The sequence below is a fragment of the Streptomyces sp. TRD_SC_5 genome (assembly GCF_056836825.1).
Map to the genome: position 1 here is coordinate 4,151,465 of NZ_JBWZZS010000001.1, position 16,352 is coordinate 4,167,816.

14 protein-coding genes are annotated in these 16,352 nt (G+C 70.3%); 8 read left to right on the forward strand and 6 right to left on the reverse strand.

Going from position 1 to position 16,352, the window contains the following annotated elements; translation table 11 throughout:
* Window positions 1-27: 27 nt before the first annotated feature.
* Window positions 28-1,128 (reverse strand): citrate synthase 2, encoded by a 1,101-nt coding sequence (locus AC1P0E_RS19340; RefSeq protein WP_482743404.1) that lies wholly within the window; start codon window positions 1,126-1,128, stop codon window positions 28-30.
* 355 nt (window positions 1,129-1,483) lie between these two features.
* Here AC1P0E_RS19340 and pdxH point away from each other — a divergent pair, with 355 nt between their 5' ends.
* The 4 genes from pdxH (at window position 1,484) to AC1P0E_RS19360 (ending at window position 7,523) form a co-directional block, all read left to right on the forward strand.
* Complete coding sequence (pdxH, locus tag AC1P0E_RS19345; protein WP_482745813.1) at window positions 1,484-2,107, forward strand: pyridoxamine 5'-phosphate oxidase; 624 nt, start codon at window positions 1,484-1,486, stop codon at window positions 2,105-2,107.
* A 392-nt stretch (window positions 2,108-2,499) separates the two neighbouring features.
* Window positions 2,500-3,861: a PAS domain-containing protein gene (locus AC1P0E_RS19350; protein WP_482743405.1), complete on the forward strand. Its 1,362-nt coding sequence runs from the start codon at window positions 2,500-2,502 to the stop codon at window positions 3,859-3,861.
* A 392-nt stretch (window positions 3,862-4,253) separates the two neighbouring features.
* Complete coding sequence (locus AC1P0E_RS19355; RefSeq protein WP_482743406.1) at window positions 4,254-5,711, forward strand: MFS transporter; 1,458 nt, start codon at window positions 4,254-4,256, stop codon at window positions 5,709-5,711.
* 354 nt (window positions 5,712-6,065) lie between these two features.
* Window positions 6,066-7,523 (forward strand): MFS transporter, encoded by a 1,458-nt coding sequence (locus AC1P0E_RS19360; RefSeq protein WP_482743407.1) that lies wholly within the window; start codon window positions 6,066-6,068, stop codon window positions 7,521-7,523.
* Window positions 7,524-7,713: 190 nt separating this feature from the next.
* On the opposite strand, the gene AC1P0E_RS19365 is transcribed toward AC1P0E_RS19360, so the two are convergent.
* From AC1P0E_RS19365 to AC1P0E_RS19380, 4 genes are read right to left on the reverse strand one after another with little or no spacing between them, the layout of a single operon-like run.
* A complete protein-coding gene (locus AC1P0E_RS19365) occupies window positions 7,714-8,970 on the reverse strand; it encodes an ABC transporter permease (protein ID WP_482743408.1) in 1,257 nt (418 codons plus the stop codon).
* Window positions 8,970-9,650 (reverse strand): ABC transporter ATP-binding protein, encoded by a 681-nt coding sequence (locus tag AC1P0E_RS19370; RefSeq protein WP_482743409.1) that lies wholly within the window; start codon window positions 9,648-9,650, stop codon window positions 8,970-8,972. The genes AC1P0E_RS19365 and AC1P0E_RS19370 overlap by 1 nt, the downstream gene beginning before the upstream one ends.
* Window positions 9,647-10,705 (reverse strand): efflux RND transporter periplasmic adaptor subunit, encoded by a 1,059-nt coding sequence (locus tag AC1P0E_RS19375; RefSeq protein ID WP_482743410.1) that lies wholly within the window; start codon window positions 10,703-10,705, stop codon window positions 9,647-9,649. Before AC1P0E_RS19375 ends, AC1P0E_RS19370 begins: the two co-directional genes overlap by 4 nt.
* A complete protein-coding gene (locus AC1P0E_RS19380; RefSeq protein WP_482743411.1) occupies window positions 10,702-11,238 on the reverse strand; it encodes a hypothetical protein in 537 nt (178 codons plus the stop codon). Before AC1P0E_RS19380 ends, AC1P0E_RS19375 begins: the two co-directional genes overlap by 4 nt.
* 112 nt (window positions 11,239-11,350) lie before the next feature.
* On the opposite strand from AC1P0E_RS19380, the gene AC1P0E_RS19385 reads away from it, so the two are divergent.
* Together AC1P0E_RS19385 and AC1P0E_RS19390 are read left to right on the forward strand one after the other, a co-directional pair.
* On the forward strand, window positions 11,351-12,016 hold the full coding sequence (locus AC1P0E_RS19385; RefSeq protein WP_482743412.1) for a response regulator transcription factor: 666 nt from the start codon (window positions 11,351-11,353) through the stop codon (window positions 12,014-12,016).
* Window positions 12,013-13,206, forward strand: a complete 1,194-nt coding sequence (locus AC1P0E_RS19390) for a sensor histidine kinase (protein ID WP_482743413.1) — start codon at window positions 12,013-12,015, stop codon at window positions 13,204-13,206. The genes AC1P0E_RS19385 and AC1P0E_RS19390 overlap by 4 nt, the downstream gene beginning before the upstream one ends.
* A 108-nt stretch (window positions 13,207-13,314) precedes the next feature.
* Here the strand turns inward: AC1P0E_RS19390 and AC1P0E_RS19395 are convergent, their stop codons facing one another.
* On the reverse strand, window positions 13,315-14,070 hold the full coding sequence (locus AC1P0E_RS19395; RefSeq protein WP_482743414.1) for an SIS domain-containing protein: 756 nt from the start codon (window positions 14,068-14,070) through the stop codon (window positions 13,315-13,317).
* Window positions 14,071-14,247: 177 nt separating this feature from the next.
* Between AC1P0E_RS19395 and AC1P0E_RS19400 the strand changes: the two genes are divergently transcribed.
* Both AC1P0E_RS19400 and AC1P0E_RS19405 read left to right on the forward strand, forming a co-directional pair.
* Window positions 14,248-14,940, forward strand: a complete 693-nt coding sequence (locus AC1P0E_RS19400) for an iron-dependent transcriptional repressor DtxR (RefSeq protein WP_069928273.1) — start codon at window positions 14,248-14,250, stop codon at window positions 14,938-14,940.
* Between the two features lie 502 nt (window positions 14,941-15,442).
* Window positions 15,443-16,333: an alpha/beta fold hydrolase gene (locus tag AC1P0E_RS19405; protein ID WP_482743415.1), complete on the forward strand. Its 891-nt coding sequence runs from the start codon at window positions 15,443-15,445 to the stop codon at window positions 16,331-16,333.
* Window positions 16,334-16,352 lie beyond the last annotated feature (19 nt).

Here is a 16,352-nt window from a genome sequence, read left to right on the forward strand (position 1 = left end):
GCAACCCGGCCCCTCAGTCCGGTCGACTCAGCGTGCGATGTCGTCGAAGCCCGTGACGTCGCGCGGGTTGCGCGACGCGGGACCGACGTACCGCGCGGAAGGCCGCACCAGGCGCCCCGTGCGCTTCTGCTCCAGGATGTGCGCCGACCAGCCGGCCGTACGCGCACACGTGAACATCGACGTGAACATGTGCGCCGGGACCTCCGCGAAGTCCAGCACGATCGCCGCCCAGAACTCGACGTTCGTCGCGAGCACCCGGTCGGGACGCCGCGCGTGCAGCTCCTCCAGAGCGGCCTTCTCCAGCGCCTCGGCGACCTCGAAGCGCGGCGCTGCGAGCTCCTTCGCCGTACGCCGCAGAACGCGCGCCCGCGGGTCCTCGGCGCGGTACACACGGTGGCCGAAGCCCATCAGGCGCTCGCCCTTGTCGAGAGCCTGCTTGACGTACGCCGTCGCGTCACCGGTGCGCTCGATGTCCTCGATCATGCCGAGGACGCGCGAAGGCGCGCCACCGTGGAGCGGCCCGGACATGGCGCCGACCGCGCCCGAGAGGGCGGCGGCCACATCCGCGCCGGTCGACGCGATCACGCGCGCAGTGAACGTCGAGGCGTTCATGCCGTGCTCGGCGGCCGACGTCCAGTACGCGTCGACGGCCTTGACGTGCTTGGGGTCGGGCTCGCCGCGCCAGCGCTTCATGAAGCGCTCCACGACGGTCTCCGCCTTGTCGATCTCCTTCTGCGGGACCATCGGCAGACCCTGCCCGCGCGCCGACTGGGCGACGTACGACAACGCCATCACGGCGGCGCGCGCGAGGTCGTCGCGCGCGGTCTGCTCGTCGATGTCGAGCAGCGGTTTCAGCCCCCACACGGGCGCGAGCATCGCGAGCGCGGACTGCACGTCGACGCGGATGTCACCGGAGTGGACGGGGATCGGAAACGGTTCGGCGGCCGGAAGGCCGGGGTTGAACGCGCCGTCGACCAGCAGACCCCACACGTTCCCGAAGGACACGTGCCCGACGAGGTCTTCGATGTCGACCCCCCGGTAGCGGAGCGCACCGCCCTCCTTGTCCGGTTCTGCGATCTCCGTTTCGAACGCGACGACTCCTTCGAGTCCGGGTACGAAGTCGGACATCAGGCGGCTCCTCATGATGTGTTCGACAAGCATCGACAGGTATCGACAGGTATCGACAAGCGGCAAACGGCTTATGACCAGGGGGGCAGGTACCAGGCCCATCGGTCACCCCGGTGATTCCCCGCGCGGCAGGTGGTCAGCCAACCGCCTCGGAAGCAGGCACGATATCCCCTGCTGTATAGAGGCCACAGTGCCCGGCGCCCACATTTTGGCGGGTTCGGCCGATGCGGGGAAGCGTGATTACCGGCACACTGCCCCATTTCCCGGGTGAGGATTGATGGCACCGGGTGCCGGGCACACTGGGCCCCTGCGGCAGGATGGCACCGTGCCGAACCGAGATTTCGATCCCGCCGCCATGCGCGAGCACTATCGCAGCGAAGCCTTCACGGAGGCGGAACTCGCAGCCGAGCCGATGGGCCAGTTCGACCACTGGTTCAGAGAGATCGCCGCGGGCGGCCTCCACGAGCCGAACGCCGTGATCCTCTCCACGGCCACCCCCGACGGCCGGCCCTCGTCGCGCACGGTCCTGCTCAAGAAGTACGGTCCCGACGGCTTCGTCTTCTTCACGAACTACGCCTCCCGCAAGGGGCAGGAGATCGCGACCAATCCGTACGTCTCACTGCTCTTCCCGTGGCACCAGGTCGCACGCCAGGTGATAGTCACCGGCACGGCCGAACGGATCGGCCGCGACGAGACAGCGGCGTACTTCAGAACGCGCCCGCACGGCTCACAGCTGGGCGCCTGGGCGAGCGCGCAGTCCTCCGTCATCGCTTCCCGGGAAGAGCTGCTCGCTCACTACGACGAACTGGCGACGCGCTACCCGGACACCGAGCGCGTACCGGTGCCACCGGACTGGGGCGGCTACCGGGTCGTTCCCGAGACGGTGGAGTTCTGGCAGGGCCACGCGAACCGCCTGCACGACCGCCTGCGGTACGTCGCCGAGACCGGCGCATGGCGAGTGGAGCGCCTCTGCCCGTAGGGCCCCGTACCGGCACACACAGGGCCTGTGGAACGCAGAAACCCGCGGGCTCTGGTCCCTCCGAAGAGGAGCCGGCCGGACTTACCGGCGAGCCCGCGGGTCAGTGACTGCTGGGATTTCGGCCGACGATCTGCCGGCCTGCACTAAGTGCGACGACGGGCCGTCAGCCCGCAGTCACCTCACGAGTCCGAAATGACATCACTTCCGAACCACCTCCCTTCACGTGTACCGCAAGCCTAAGAACCTCTTCCGCCCGCCACAACCGAATTACTGAGGGCACGCATTTTTCGGAAGCTGGTGTGCGCTGCGTCACGTTCCAGTTGAATGATCCCGAGTTCAGCAGTGCAGCGGACAGCAGTGCAGCAAAGGCGAACACCTGCAGGGGGTGCCAGGTGAGTGCTTCCCGGATTGGCGAGACCACCGACGCGGTCGGTCCCGACGAGCCAGGACCCGGTTCCGACGATCTTCTTGCCGCGCTTCTCGACGGCATGGACGCGGCGCTCTGCGCCTTCGACGCGGACGGGGTGATCACCCACTGGAACCGCGAGGCCGAGCGGATCCTCGGGTGGACCGCCGACGAGGCGGTCGGGCGGGCCGGTTTCGCGGGGTGGGCGGCAAGGGCGGCCGACGCGGACGAGGCGCAGGGACGGCTCATGTCGGCGATGCACGCTCCGGGTCGGCAGGTGCACGAATTCGCGCTTCTACGGAAGGACGGCGGGCGCGTTCTCGTACGGACACAGTCGGCGGGAGTGCGGGGAGCGGAGGGCAAGCCCGCCGGGGTGTACTGCGCGTTCAGTGAGGTGCACGCGCAGATCGACCTGGAACGGGCGATCGCGCTGAGCGAGGCGCTCTTCGACGACGCGTCCTGGGGCGTCGTCCTGGTGGACGTGGACCTGCGGCCGACCGTCGTCAACGCGCACGCGGCGCGCGCTCTCGGTGTGGGCCGCACGACGCTGCTGGGGCGCCCCCTGGGCGAGCTCGTCGCGCAGGGCGTGGAGGAGCTGGAGGGTGCGCTGCAGCACGTACTGGCGGAGGGGGCGCCCCCCGCCCCCGCCGAGTTGTGGGTGACGCTGCGCAGGGCCGAGTCGGGCGGCAGGGGAGAGCGGCGGCGGTGCTGGCGCAGCGGCTTCCTGCGGCTGGCCTCGCCGCTCGCGGAGGAACCTGTGCCGCTGGGGGTCGGCTGGCTGTTCCAGGACATCACCGAAGCGAAGACAGCGGAACAGGAAGCCGCGCAGCTGCGGTTCCGCGGCAACCAGCTGCACCGCGCGGGGCGCGCGGCCGCCGAGTGCGAGGACCCGATGGAGGCCGCGTTGTCGTACCTCGACTTCGCCCTCGCGGGCTTCGCCGACCATGCGCTGGTCGACCTGACCGTGGGAGACCGTCCCGCCCGTCTGGTCCGGGCTGCGGCCACACCGTCAGGTGCACCGGGCCCGTGCCTTCCCGTGACCGGCGGAGCCGGCATCCCGGTCGCGTACGAGTCCGGCCATCCGGCGCTCCAGTGCCTGGACCGTCTCGGTTCGGTACGGGCGAGTGGGGGTCCGGAAGACTGGGCGGCGCGGCGCCAGTGGCCGAAGGACGCCGTGCACGCCCTGTGTACGGTGCTGCGCAGCCGCGGCAGGACACTGGGCGTGGCCACCTTTCTGCGCGGCCCCAGCCGCAGCGCCTTCGAGCGCCCGGACGCGACGTACGCGGAGAACATCGCTGTGCGCGTGGCGGCGGCGATCGACTTGGCGCAGACGCTGAGACGGGCGTAACGAACGAACCCGTCAGTACCGCGCGGGCCCGGGTGGGTGGGATGGGTGGGCGGTTGGCTGGCTGGGTGGCTGGGTGCGTACGGGCAGGGTGAGTTATTCCGTTGCGGAGACGCTCGGGGGCCTTCTAGCCTGTTCCAGTTCCGTCGGTGCCCATTCCGGGGCCCGACGCTGTGTTCCGAGGTGATGACCTATCTCCCAGGCCAAGTAGCCGCTCGTTCTGAGGCCTTTTCCGGTTGTCCGCCATGGCGGGCTTCTGACGTATGCCTCGACGGCGGTGCTCCCGATGGCCTGGGCTCGTTGCACCCTGCTTTCCCCTGTCGCGCTGTAGGCGTACGGGGCATGCCCAGGCCTGCCCCTGCCCTTTTTCTCCGTACGCGAACAGGAATCCCGTCGTGTCAACCGACACCCATACCAACGGTCAGCCACGCCCCACAGCGGCCGGCCGTGGTGCCACGATCACCCTGGTCGTGGTGCTGATCGCCGAGCTGATGAACGCGCTCGACGGTTCCATCGTCCATACCGCCCTGCCGTCGATCCAGGCGGACACCGGTGCCTCCAGCGCCGCGGTGCAGTGGATCCCCGCCGCCTACACCCTCACCTTCGCCCTCGCCCTGATCACGGGCGGGCGCCTCGGTGACCTCTTCGGGCGCAAGCGGGTCTTCATTGCCGGTACCGCCGTCTTCACGCTTGCGTCGCTGCTGTGCGGGATCGCGACCGGTCCGGAGTTCCTGATCGCCGCGCGGGCCCTGCAGGGTGCCGCCGCGGCGGCGATGGTGCCGCAGGTCCTGGCCACGATCCACGTCACCTTCGACGGGGAGTCCCGCGCCAAGGCGTTCGGCATGTACGGCATGATCATGTCGCTCGGCGGCGTCCTCGGACCCGTCCTGGGCGCCGTCCTGACGGCTGCCGACATCGCCGGTCTGGGCTGGCGGACGATCTTCCTCATCAACCTGCCCATCGGCCTGGCCACCGTGTTGTTCGCCCTCCGGTTCATTCAGGAGTCCCGTGAGCAGCAGGCAAGGCGTCTGGACCCACTGGGCATGGTGCTCTCCGGCGCGGGTCTGCTGCTGATCGCCTATCCGCTCACCGTGGGCGGCGAGCAGCACTGGCCCGCCTGGAGCTTCATCATGCTCGCCGCGGGCGCCGTCGTGCTGGCCGTTTTCGTGGCCCAACAGCGGGCCAAGACCGCCAAGGACGGTTCCGCCCTGGTGGCGCTCTCCCTCTTCCAGAGCAAGGCGTTCGCCGGCGGGCTCGCCGCCCAGCTGGTCTTCGGTCTGGTCTCCGGCGTGTTCCTGCTGACGTGGGTGCTGTTCATGCAGTCGGGTCTCGGCCTGAGCCCAGGGCAGTTCGCTCCGGCGTCCGTCGCCATCTCCATCGGCGGCATGGCCGGCGCCATGCTCGCCTCCAAGTGGGCGGCACAGCACATGCGGCGCGTGCCGCAGGCGGGCGCTGTGCTGATCGCTCTCACCCTGGCCGGATACCAGCTGCTGGTCTCCGGCCAGGGAACCGGTATGCCGTTCGTGGCCGCTGTCGCCCCGATGATCCTCATCGGGTTCGGCTTCGGCGTGATCGGCGCCGGACTGGCCGGTCTCACCCTCAGTCAGGTCGGCAACGAAGACGCCGGCTCTGCGGCCGGGTTGTTCAACACCGCCATGCAGCTCGGTACCGCGCTCGGTATCGCGATGGCCTCCGTGGTGTTCTTCAACCACGCCCCCGCGGGCAGCCACGGCACCACCGTGACCAGCGCCTTCGCAGGCAGCATCTGGTACGTCATCGCCGCTCTGGCAGTGATGTGGGCGCTGATGTTCCGGCTGCCCAAGCCGGCCCAAGCCCGCCGCTCGCGCGCCTGAATCACGGCCGGCGGTCCCGCCCTTTGAGGGGTGGGCCGCCGGCCTCCGCAGGGTTCCCGGGCGTTCTCCGGCACGCGGCCCTTTCCCCTTTCCCCCTTCCCCTTGGGCGCTTCCCCTCGGGCGCGGATGTGTTCCGCCCGCAGTCGATGTGAGGTGATGACGTATCTCCCAGGCCCGGTAGCCGTCCTTCCCGGCGATGACAGCACCTTCGCGGTGCCGCACTGACCTGTCGGCAACGACGGCGCCCTCCTCGGCCTGGGCCCCGTTCCCCCTTTTCCTGTGCGCCGTCGGCGTACGCGGTGGCCCTGGCCTGCCCGTAACCCCGAACACCACCGGAACAGGAACCCTTCTCCCGTGTCCTACGACACTCACAAGACCACCGGCAGCCCGCCGCGCAACGGATTCCGGGACGCCGGCCGTGCCCGGGCCATCACCCTCGCCGTCGTCCTGACCGCAGAGCTGATGAACGCGATCGACGGCTCCGTCGTCTACACCGCCCTCCCGTCCATCCAGGCCGACACCGGCGCCACCACCGCGGCCCTCCAGTGGATCCACGCCGCCTACGCCCTGACCTTCGCGCTCGGTCTGATCACCGGCGGCCGGCTCGGCGACCTCTACGGCCGCAAGCGGATCTTCCTGCTCGGCACCGCCGTCTTCACCCTGGCCTCCCTGCTGTGCGGGATCGCGACCGGCCCGGATCTCCTGATCGCCGCCCGCGTGCTGCAGGGCGCCGCAGCCGCGGCGATGGTGCCGCAGGTCCTGGCCACGCTGCACGTCACCTTCGACGCACACTCCCGGACGAAGGCGTTCGGCCTGTACGGGACGGTCATGTCACTCGGCAGCGTCACCGGTCCGGTCCTGGGCGGTGTCCTGACCCAGGCCGACCTGTTCGGCCTGGGCTGGCGGCCTGTCTTCCTGATCAACCTGCCCATCGGGATCGCCGCCGTCGTCCTCGGCCTGCGCTTCATTCCCGAGTCCCTCGACCGCACCGCCCGGCGCCTGGACCCGCTCGGCATGTTCCTGTCCGCGCTCGGTCTGCTGCTGATCGCGCTCCCGCTGACGGTGGGCGGCGAACATGGCTGGCCCGCCTGGTCGTTTGCCGCGATGGCCGTTGGTCTGCTCGTCCTGGCGGCGTTCGTGGTCCAGCAGAAGACCAAGATGCGCAGGGACGGCTCGCCCCTGGTCGTGCTCTCCCTCTTCACCGGCCGCACCTTCAGCGCCGGGCTCGCCACCCAGCTGGCGTTCGGGCTGTTGTCGGGCGTCTTCTTCCTGTCCTGGGCCCTGTTCATGCAGGACGGTCTCGGCCTGACGCCGGGCGAGGCCGCGGTCGGCTTCGTCGCCGCCTCCCTCGGCGAGATGGGCGGTGCCTGGCTCGCGATGAGCCTGGTCCGCCGCTACGGACGTGCCGTCCCGCAGGCCGGAGCCCTGCTCGCCGCCGCCACCCTGACCGGCTACCACTACCTCATCGCAACAGAAGGAACCGGTATGGGAACCGTACTGACCGCGGCCCCGATGCTCGCTGCCGGCTTCGGCCTCGGCATGATCGGCGCCCCGCTCGCCGACCTCACCCTCGCCAAGGTCGCCCACCATCACGCCGGATCGGCCTCCGGCCTCTTCAACACCGCCACCCAGCTCGGCATCGCGCTGGGCACCGCCCTGACCACCGTGGTCCTCTTCACCCGCATCAGCGCCGGTACCCGCGGCCCGGTCGTGAGTACCGCCTTCGCCGACAGCCTCTGGTACGTCGTCGGCACACTCGTCATGATGTGGGCGCTGATGCTCCTGCTTCCCAAGCCGGTCTCCTCCGGCTGACGCGAGAGGGGCGACGGTTTCTCGCACCGTCGCCCCTCTCGCCCCTCTCGGGCCTGGAGGGCGGCGTGTCGACGCTCACGCTCCCGCAGCCCTGCCACTGGCGCGAGGCAGCACTGGTACTCGGCGACTTCGCCCACCACGCCGTGTTCTGCGGCTGGTTGGCACACCTCCCAACCGGCCGATGGCCGTCTCAGGCCGCGTGCAGCGCCAGTGTCGGTGAGAGCCGGGCGGCCCGTACGGCCGGGTACAGGCCCGCGATCGTGCCGATGACCAGCGTCGCGCCGAACCCGCCGCCGACCGCCCACGGGGGTACGACCCACGGCATGCCGCCGGCGTACGCGTAGATCCCGGTCGCGGCGGAGCCCATCGCGACTCCGGCCAGGCCGCCCAGGCCGGAGAGCATCAGTGATTCGGTGACGAACTGGATGCGGATCTGGCCGCGGGTGGCGCCCAGGGAGCGGCGAAGGCCGATCTCGTAACGGCGCTCCAGCACCGAGATGATCATGGTGTTGGCGACGCCGACCCCGCCCACCAGCAGCGCGATCCCGCCGAGCCCGAGGAGCAGACCGCTGAACGCGCCTTCGGTGGCGGCCTTCGCCTGCAGGGCCGAAGAGGGGTCCGTGACCTGTACGTTCTGCGGGTTCTGTGGGTCGACGGTCGGGGCGATCAGTTTCCGTACGTCGCTGACGGAGGCATCCGTCGAGCGTTCGTACACCGACGTGGGGTGGCCGTCGAAGCCGAGCAGCTTCTGCGCGCCCTGCCAGCCGACCAGTGCCGAGCGTTCGATCTCGGGGGAGAGCGGCAGCGGGCCGAGGATGCCGACGACGGTGAAGTAGCGCTCGCCGATGCGGACCTGCTGCCCCGGTGAGGTGATGCCGAGGCGCTGTGCGGACACGTGGCCGAGGACGACCGCGGGATAGCGGCCGTTGGCCTGGTTGAGCCACGTGCCGGCGGCGACCTTGCCGCGCAGTACCTTCAGCAGCTCCTCCGTCGCGGCCTTGACCGCGATGCCGCCCGTCTCGTCCTCGGAGATCTTCTCGCTGCGCCGCACCGATTCCTTGACGTCACCTGTCGCGGCCGCCTCCTCCACCCCGTCGATGCGTCCCACCATGCCGACCGCGTCCTTGGGCAGCTTGACGTCCTCACCGGAGAACATCGGTTCGCCGGGGGTCGCCACCAGCATGTTGGTGCCGAGCCGGTCGAGGCGCTGCATCAATTGGGCCTTGCTGGACGCGGAGATGCCGACCACCGAGATCATGGTGGCGATACCGATGGCGATGCCGAGCGCGGACAGGACGACCCGCACGGGGCGGCTGCGCAGGCCTGCCGAGCCGACGTGCAGGACGTCACGGGGGCCGAGTCTGGCTGCCTTCAGTCGCGTACGGGCCTGTGTGCGAGCCGTGTGAGCTGGGCGAGCTGTGGGAGCTGTGGGAGCTTTACGGGCCATCAGTCGCCGTTCCTCAGATCCGCCACAACGTGGCCGTCGCGGATGCGGACCTGCCGTGGCAGCCGTTCGGCGATCTCCGTGTCGTGTGTGATGACCGCGATCGTGGCCCCCTCCTTGTTGAGGTCGTGCAGCAGCGTCATCACGGCTTCTCCGGACGCGGAGTCCAGTGCCCCGGTGGGCTCGTCGGCGAGCAGCAGGTCCGGCTCGCCGACGACTGCGCGCGCGATCGCGACCCGCTGTTTCTGGCCGCCGGACAACTCGTGCGGCTTGTGCCCCATCCGGTCCGCCAGTCCCACCCGTTCCAGCGCGTCCGCGGCCCGTCGGCGCCGCTCCGCGCGCGAAAGGCCGGAGTAGAGCAACCCCTCGGCCACGTTGTCGCGAGCGCTGATGCCCGGCACCAGGTGGAACGCCTGGAAGACGAAGCCGACGTGCTGGGCGCGCAGGGCGGACAGTTCGCGGTCGGAGAGCGTTGCGACGTCGTGTCCTGCGATGGCGACCGTTCCCGCGGTCGGCCGGTCCAGGGTGCCGACGATGTGCAGCAGGGTGGACTTGCCGGAGCCGGACGGGCCGACGATGCCCATCAGTTCGCCCTCCTCGACAGTGAGGTCGACGCCGCGCAGCGCGGCGACACCTCCGGGGTACTCCTTGGTGACTCCTGCCAGGTCGACGACGGCGCTCATATCTTGGGCACCCCGACCTTCATGCCCTCGCGCAGTCCGCCGCCGCTGACTTCGACCCGGCCCTGCCCGAACATGCCCAGTTCGACCTTCGTCTCGCGGGACTTGCCGTTCTCGACGACCTCGACGCCGAAGCCACCGCCGGGCAGTGCGAGAAGTGCATTCACGGGAACGGACAGAACGCCTTCCCGGGTCTCTCCGGTGAGGTCGACGGTGACCGGGGACTGGTCGAAGCCGCTGACCTTGTCCGGCTTGTCGAAGGAGACGGTCACGCCGATCTTGGGGGTCTTGTCCTGCGGGTCGTCGCCCGGCTTGGCGGTCTTGCCGACCGACGAGACCTCACCCTGCGCGCTGGAGCCGTCCGGCAGCCCGACGGTGACCTTGGTGCCGGTCTTGGCGAGCTTCCCGTCGGCGACATCCAGCTTGAACGTGACGACTCGCTCGGAGCTGGTCGTGGTGAGTACGGGCCGACCCGGCGCCGCCTGGTCTCCGACTGCCGAATCCGCGCTCTTGATACGTACCGGACCCGGCGCGAAGGTGACCTGGTCCGGGCCCACCCGGCCGGTCCGGTCGAGGCTGTGAGCCTTCTGCCACCGTTTGACGGCGGCCGCGGTCAAGGACGTGTACTCGTCGTCGACGGTGAAGCCCGTGTAGCCGAGAGCGGCGAGGTTCTGCTCCAGCTGTTCGACGTCCTTGCCCTCGTCGCCGGTCTTCAGCGTCCGGTACATCGGCCCGCCGCCGTACATCAGACGGACGGGCTTGCCGTCGATCTCGTACAGCCTGCTGTCCCGCTTCACCGCGGAACCGGCGCCGGCGGCCCAGGTGAGCGTTCCCGTGACGCCCGCGTTGAGCTTGCGTTCCTTGGCGTAACCGAGCGTTCCCTCGACCTGGGTGCTGTCACTGAGATCGCCGCGTTCGACAGGTGCGGTGGCCGGCGGCAGGGCGGAGTCCTGCGGGGCTTCACTCTTGTCGGGGGTGCTCAGGGCGGTTGCGGCGACTCCACCGCCCGCCACGGCGAGGACCACCACGGCGGCGACGACGATCCTGCGCGCGCTCATCGCATGATGCTTTCGCAGGCCTTGTTGGCCTTCTCGAACTTCTCCTTCTCGGCGCCCTTCGGCATCGGCCGCGCCGCCATCGCCCCGCCGTCGAACTGCGGGTCCGGCATGTTGTAGCCGTTCTTGCGCATGCACTGGGCGTGCTTGAGCATCTTGTCCTTGTCGGCCTGGGTGATACCGCCGCCCGCCGATCCGGGGCCGCCCTTTCCGGCGCACGCCTTCAGCGCCTTTTCCATGGCTTCCTTGCTCATGCCGTCGCCGCTGATCGTCATGCCGCGTTCGTCCTCGCCCGGCTTGGGATCGGGGACGTCCAGCCCGTTGTCGCGCAGGCACTTGCGGTGCTTGGCCGCGTCGTCACTGGCCTTGCCCGCGTTCGTACCGGAGTCCTTCGACGTGTCGCCGCTCCCGCTGTCCGTGCCGCCGGAACCGCCGGAACCGCCCGAGCAGGCGGAGGCGAAGAGAGCGAGTGCGGCGAGACCTGAAGCGACGGCCGCCGAGCGCGTACGGGAACGGGTACGGGTCTTGGTGCTCATGGTTGTGCTCCTTCTGAGGGGGACACCGCGAGCGTTCCAAGGAACGGTGTTTCGTTTCTCTCAGCGCAGACGCTTACATCGCCGAAAGGTCCGTCTCAGGTACACAGAGCACATGCGTGTGCTGGTGGTGGAGGACGAGAAATTCCTGGCCGAGATGATCGCCGAGGGCTTGCGCCGCGACGCGATCGCGGTGGACGTAGCGCCCGACGGCCTGACGGCCCTGCGCAAGCTCGGGCTGGGCGAGTACGACGTACTGGTCCTCGACCGCGACCTGCCGGGACTGCACGGCGACGACGTGTGCCGCGCAGTCGTCGAGAGGCGGCTGCTGACGCGCATCCTGATGCTGACGGCCTCCGGGACGGTACGGGACCGGGTCGACGGCCTCGGCCTCGGCGCCGACGACTACCTCACCAAGCCTTTCGCGTACGACGAACTCCTCGCCCGCGTCCTGGCGCTCGGCCGGCGCGCCCGGCCCGCGCTGCCCCCGGTCCTGGAACGCGCGGGACTGGTCCTGGACACCGCCCGCAGACAGGTCAGCAGGGACGGCCGCTACCTCCCGCTGTCGCGCAAGGAATTCGCCGTGCTGGAGTCGCTGATGCGGGCCGACGGGGCGGTGGTCAGCGGCGAGGACCTGATCGAGCAGGTGTGGGAGGAGGACACCAGCTACCGCACCAACGCTGTCCGGGTCACCCTCAGCAAACTGCGCGCCAAGCTGGGTGAGCCGCAGGTGATCGAGACGGTCCCGGGTGCGGGCTACCGGGTCGGCGGTGCGGCATGACCAGCGAGCGCGGGCGTCTGACCGCCCTCTACGGCGGTCTGCTCGTCCTCGCCGGCGTGCTGCTGATCGGCCTGGTCTACGTTCTCGTACGGGACGCGCTGCACTCCAGCATCAGCACAGCGGTCACCACGACAGTGCCGTACACGGACCTGGCCGTCCCGGGCCCGGACTGGCAGGCGGCGGCCCCGGCACGCCGGGCGGAACCCGGTCCCCTTGTCGGCCTCGGCGAGGGGGTGCGGGCGGAATACGCGGCGACCCGGCGGATCAGCAACGCGGCCGAGGACGCCGCGCTGGAAAGCCTGCTGACCGTGTCCGGCGTGGCGCTCGCCCTCTTCTCGGCCGCCTCCGTGGCCCTGGCCTGGTGGATGGCGGGCAGGGTGCTGCGGCCGGTCGGGGTGATCACCGCGCGGGCGCGCCGGCTGTCGGGCGAGAACCTCCACGAACGGCTCGCCCTCAAGGCGCCGCCCGGCGAGCTCAAGGAGCTCGCCGACACCTTCGACGGAATGCTCGACCGGATAGAACAGCTCGTCTCGGCACAGCAGCGCTTCGCCGCCAACGCCGCCCATGAACTGCGTACGTCGCTCGCCGTGCAGCGGGCCGCCGCCGAGATCGGACTGGCCGACGAACCGTCGCCGGAGAAGGTCGCCCGTATCCGGGAGAAGCTGATCGAGACGGCGGGGGAGAGCGAGCAGCTCATCGAGAGCCTGCTGCTTCTCGCGGTCTCCGACCAGGGACTCCAGCGCCGCGAGCCGGCCGCGCTGGGCGCGATCGCCGGGACGGTGGCGGCCGGGCTGAGCGAGGACGCCCGGAGCCGGGACATCACGCTGGAGACGTCGGCGCAGCCGCTGACCGTACGGGGGGACGCTGTGCTGCTCGAACACCTCGTCCACAACCTCGCCGCCAACGCCATCCGTCACAACCATCCGGGCGGCCGCGTGCGGCTCGAGGTGTCCCCCGACGGTCTGGAGGTCTCCAACACGGGCCCCGTCGTCCCGCCCGAGACGGTGCCCCGCCTGTTCGAGCCGTTCCGCAGGGCGCGGGAGCGGCATCACGCCGCGGGGGAGGGGGCGGGACTGGGGCTGTCGATCGTGGCGTCCATCGCACGGGCCCACGGCGCGCGGACGGCAGCCACGGCCAACCCGGGCGGCGGGCTGACGGTACGGGTGACGTTCCCGGGAACGCGAGCGTAGGTGCGCGTTCCCGGGAACGGAGGATGTGCGTTCCCGGGAACGTGTGCTGTGTGTTCCGAGGAAGGCTGGCCGTGCGTTCCCGGGAACGCTCGGCGTACGTACGGCGGATCAGTGCCGGTAGAAGATCCGGTCGCGGTACTCCGTCATCACGCGGCCGTTCCACTCGTGACCGCCGTCGACGTTGCCCGAGCGCAGCAACGGCGGTTCGATGCCTCGCTCCACCAGGTCACCGGCCGCGCCGGCCATGACGGCCTGCATCAGCGCGCTCGTGACCACCGTCGAGGCGGGAGCGAAGGGTGCCTCGATGCCCTCCGCCGTGAGCTCCGCGTCGCCGGCGGCGATCTTGCTGTCGATGACGATGTCGCAGTGGTCCTTGAGGTACGTACCCGAGACGTGCCGGGACTTCGTCTCGCGCGTGTACGCCACCGAGGTCACGCCGATGACCTTCAGGCCGAGCGCCCGAGCGTTCATCGCCATCTCCACCGGCAGCGCGTTGCGTCCCGACAACGAGATGATCACCAGTACGTCGCCCGCCTTGGCGGGGCTGCTGTCCAGCACGGCTCCCGCGAGCCCGTCGACGCGTTCCAGGGCGGAGCCCAGGGTGGCCGGCATGACGTCCACGCCGACGGTCCCGGGAACGGCGAGCAGGTTCACCAGGGCGAGGCCGCCGGCCCGGTAGACGACGTCCTGCGCGGCCAGGGAGGAGTGTCCGGCGCCGAAGGCGAAGAGACACCCTCCCGCGGCCACCGCGTCGGCGATCGCTGCGCCGGCGGCCTCGATGTTCTCGGCCTCCTCGTCGCGGACGCGGTGCAGCAGCCCGATCGCGGCGTCGAAGAACTGACCGGCCAGTTTGCTCTCGCTCATCGCGGCGGAGCTCCTTCCAGCTGTACGTCGTGCGAACGTCGTGCGACGGTGGCGCGGATCACGTTGCGGTCTGGACCAGTGCCGTGTCAATACGGCTTCCCGTCGGCGCGGCACGGTTGTCAGCGCTATGCGTCAGAATTGGGTCAGGGCCAGCGCACGAGTAATCGAGGGGCACGTATGTCCGGACTGATCGACACCACGGAGATGTATCTCCGAACCATCCTCGAGCTCGAGGAAGAAGGCGTGGTCCCCATGCGCGCCCGTATCGCCGAGCGGCTCGACCAGAGCGGACCGACAGTGAGCCAGACCGTGGCGCGCATGGAGCGCGACGGGCTGGTGACAGTGGCGGGCGACCGTCACCTGGAGCTGACCGACGAGGGCCGAAAGCTCGCCACCCGCGTGATGCGCAAGCACCGGCTCGCCGAGTGCCTGCTCGTCGACGTGATCGGCCTGGAGTGGGAGCAGGTCCACGCGGAGGCCTGTCGCTGGGAGCACGTGATGAGCGAGGCGGTGGAGAGGCGCGTCCTCGAGCTGCTGCGTCACCCGACGGAGTCTCCGTACGGGAACCCGATCCCCGGCCTGGAGGAGCTTGGCGAGAAGGCCGAGGCGGACCCGTTCCTGGACGACAACATGGTCAGCCTGAACGACCTGGCGCCGGGCCCGGAGGGCAAGACCGTCGTCGTACGCCGGATCGGGGAGCCGATCCAGACGGACGCCCAGCTGATGTACACACTGCGCCGCGCGGGCGTACAGCCAGGTTCGGTCGTGAGCGTGACGGAGTCGCCCGGCGGGGTACTCGTAGGGAGCAGTGGCGAGGCCGCGGAGCTCGGTGCCGAGGTGGCCTCGCACGTTTTCGTCGCCAAGCGCTGACAGCGGCGCCCGGGCAGCGATGTTCGCCGGCCCCGCGGTGGTCGGGGCCGGTCCGGCGATCCTCCGGAATCCCAGCGACCGGACGGATCGCGTGCCAGGCTGTGACCGAGGCACATGACGTGAGGGCCGCCGGCCGGTCGGTCGGTTCGTCGGGGAGGGGGCAGTCGATGCGCCCGTCGCGCTCGTATCGCCCGGGGATTCGTTCCGGTCGTTGTGCAAGTGATGGCTCCGGCGCCCTGAGGCGCCGGAGCCTGTCCTCCCCTGCGCTGACCCGGAGCCCCGAGCTCCCAGGGTCAGCCCCCGCGGACCGTTTTCCCCGAGCGGCCCGCCTCCCGCTGAAGATCTCCCCTCGGCGGCGGGCGTCAATCCTTGAGCGTGGTCACTCGAACGAGGGGTGTTGCGCGCCGAAACCGCATTTTCGAATACAGGTTCGATAGCCTGGCTGGGCTCGACCACTCACTCATCGACGGACCACCGGGGGACGAAGGGGGTGCCAGGACATATGGTGCGGCGCATCGACGTGACCGGAGCCGACGGCGTACGCCTCGCGGCCTGGGAGTTCGCCGACCCGCCCAAGGGGAGCGGGGAATCAGACCGCGCCCCCGGGGTCTTACTGCTCCACGGCCTGATGGGCCGCGCCTCGCACTGGGCGGGCACGGCGCGCTGGCTGTCCGAGCGCTACCGGGCGGTCGCCGTCGACCAGCGCGGTCACGGCCGCAGCGACAAGCCGGCGGACGGCCCGTACACCCGCGACGCGTACGTCGCCGACGCCGAGGCCGCGGTCGAGCAGCTGGGCCTCGGGCCCGTCACCCTCATCGGCCACTCCATGGGAGCCCTCACCGCCTGGCAGCTCGCCGCCAAGCGCCCCGATCTCGTCCGGGCCGTCGTCATCTGCGACATGCGGGCGGGCGCGCTCGGCGCCGCGTCCCAGCGCGAGTGGGACGACTGGTTCAAGGCCTGGCCCGTCCCGTTCGCCACGCTCGCCGACGTCCGCAAGTGGTTCGGCGAGGACGATCCCTGGGTGGAGCGCCCGAGCCCGGCACGCGGCGAGTTCTTCGCCGAGGTCATGGCCGAACGGGCCGACGGATGGCGCCCGCTCTTCTCCCGCCGCCAGATGCTCACCTCCCGCGAGACCTGGGTGTACGACGCGCACTGGGAGGAGCTGGCGCTCGTCCAATGCCCCGCCCTGGTCGTCCGCGGCCTCGACGGCGAACTGGGCCGGGCGGAGGCGCAGGAGATGGTCCGCGTACTGCCGCGCGGGCGGTACGCCGAAGTGGTCGACGCGGGCCACCTCGTCCACTACGACCAGCCCGAGGGCTGGCGCACCGCGATCGAGTCGTTCCTGGAGGAGACCGCCGAGGAGCCGGTCGTCCCTCCGGCGAGCCGGCCCTGAGCCACCGTTCATGCGCGTC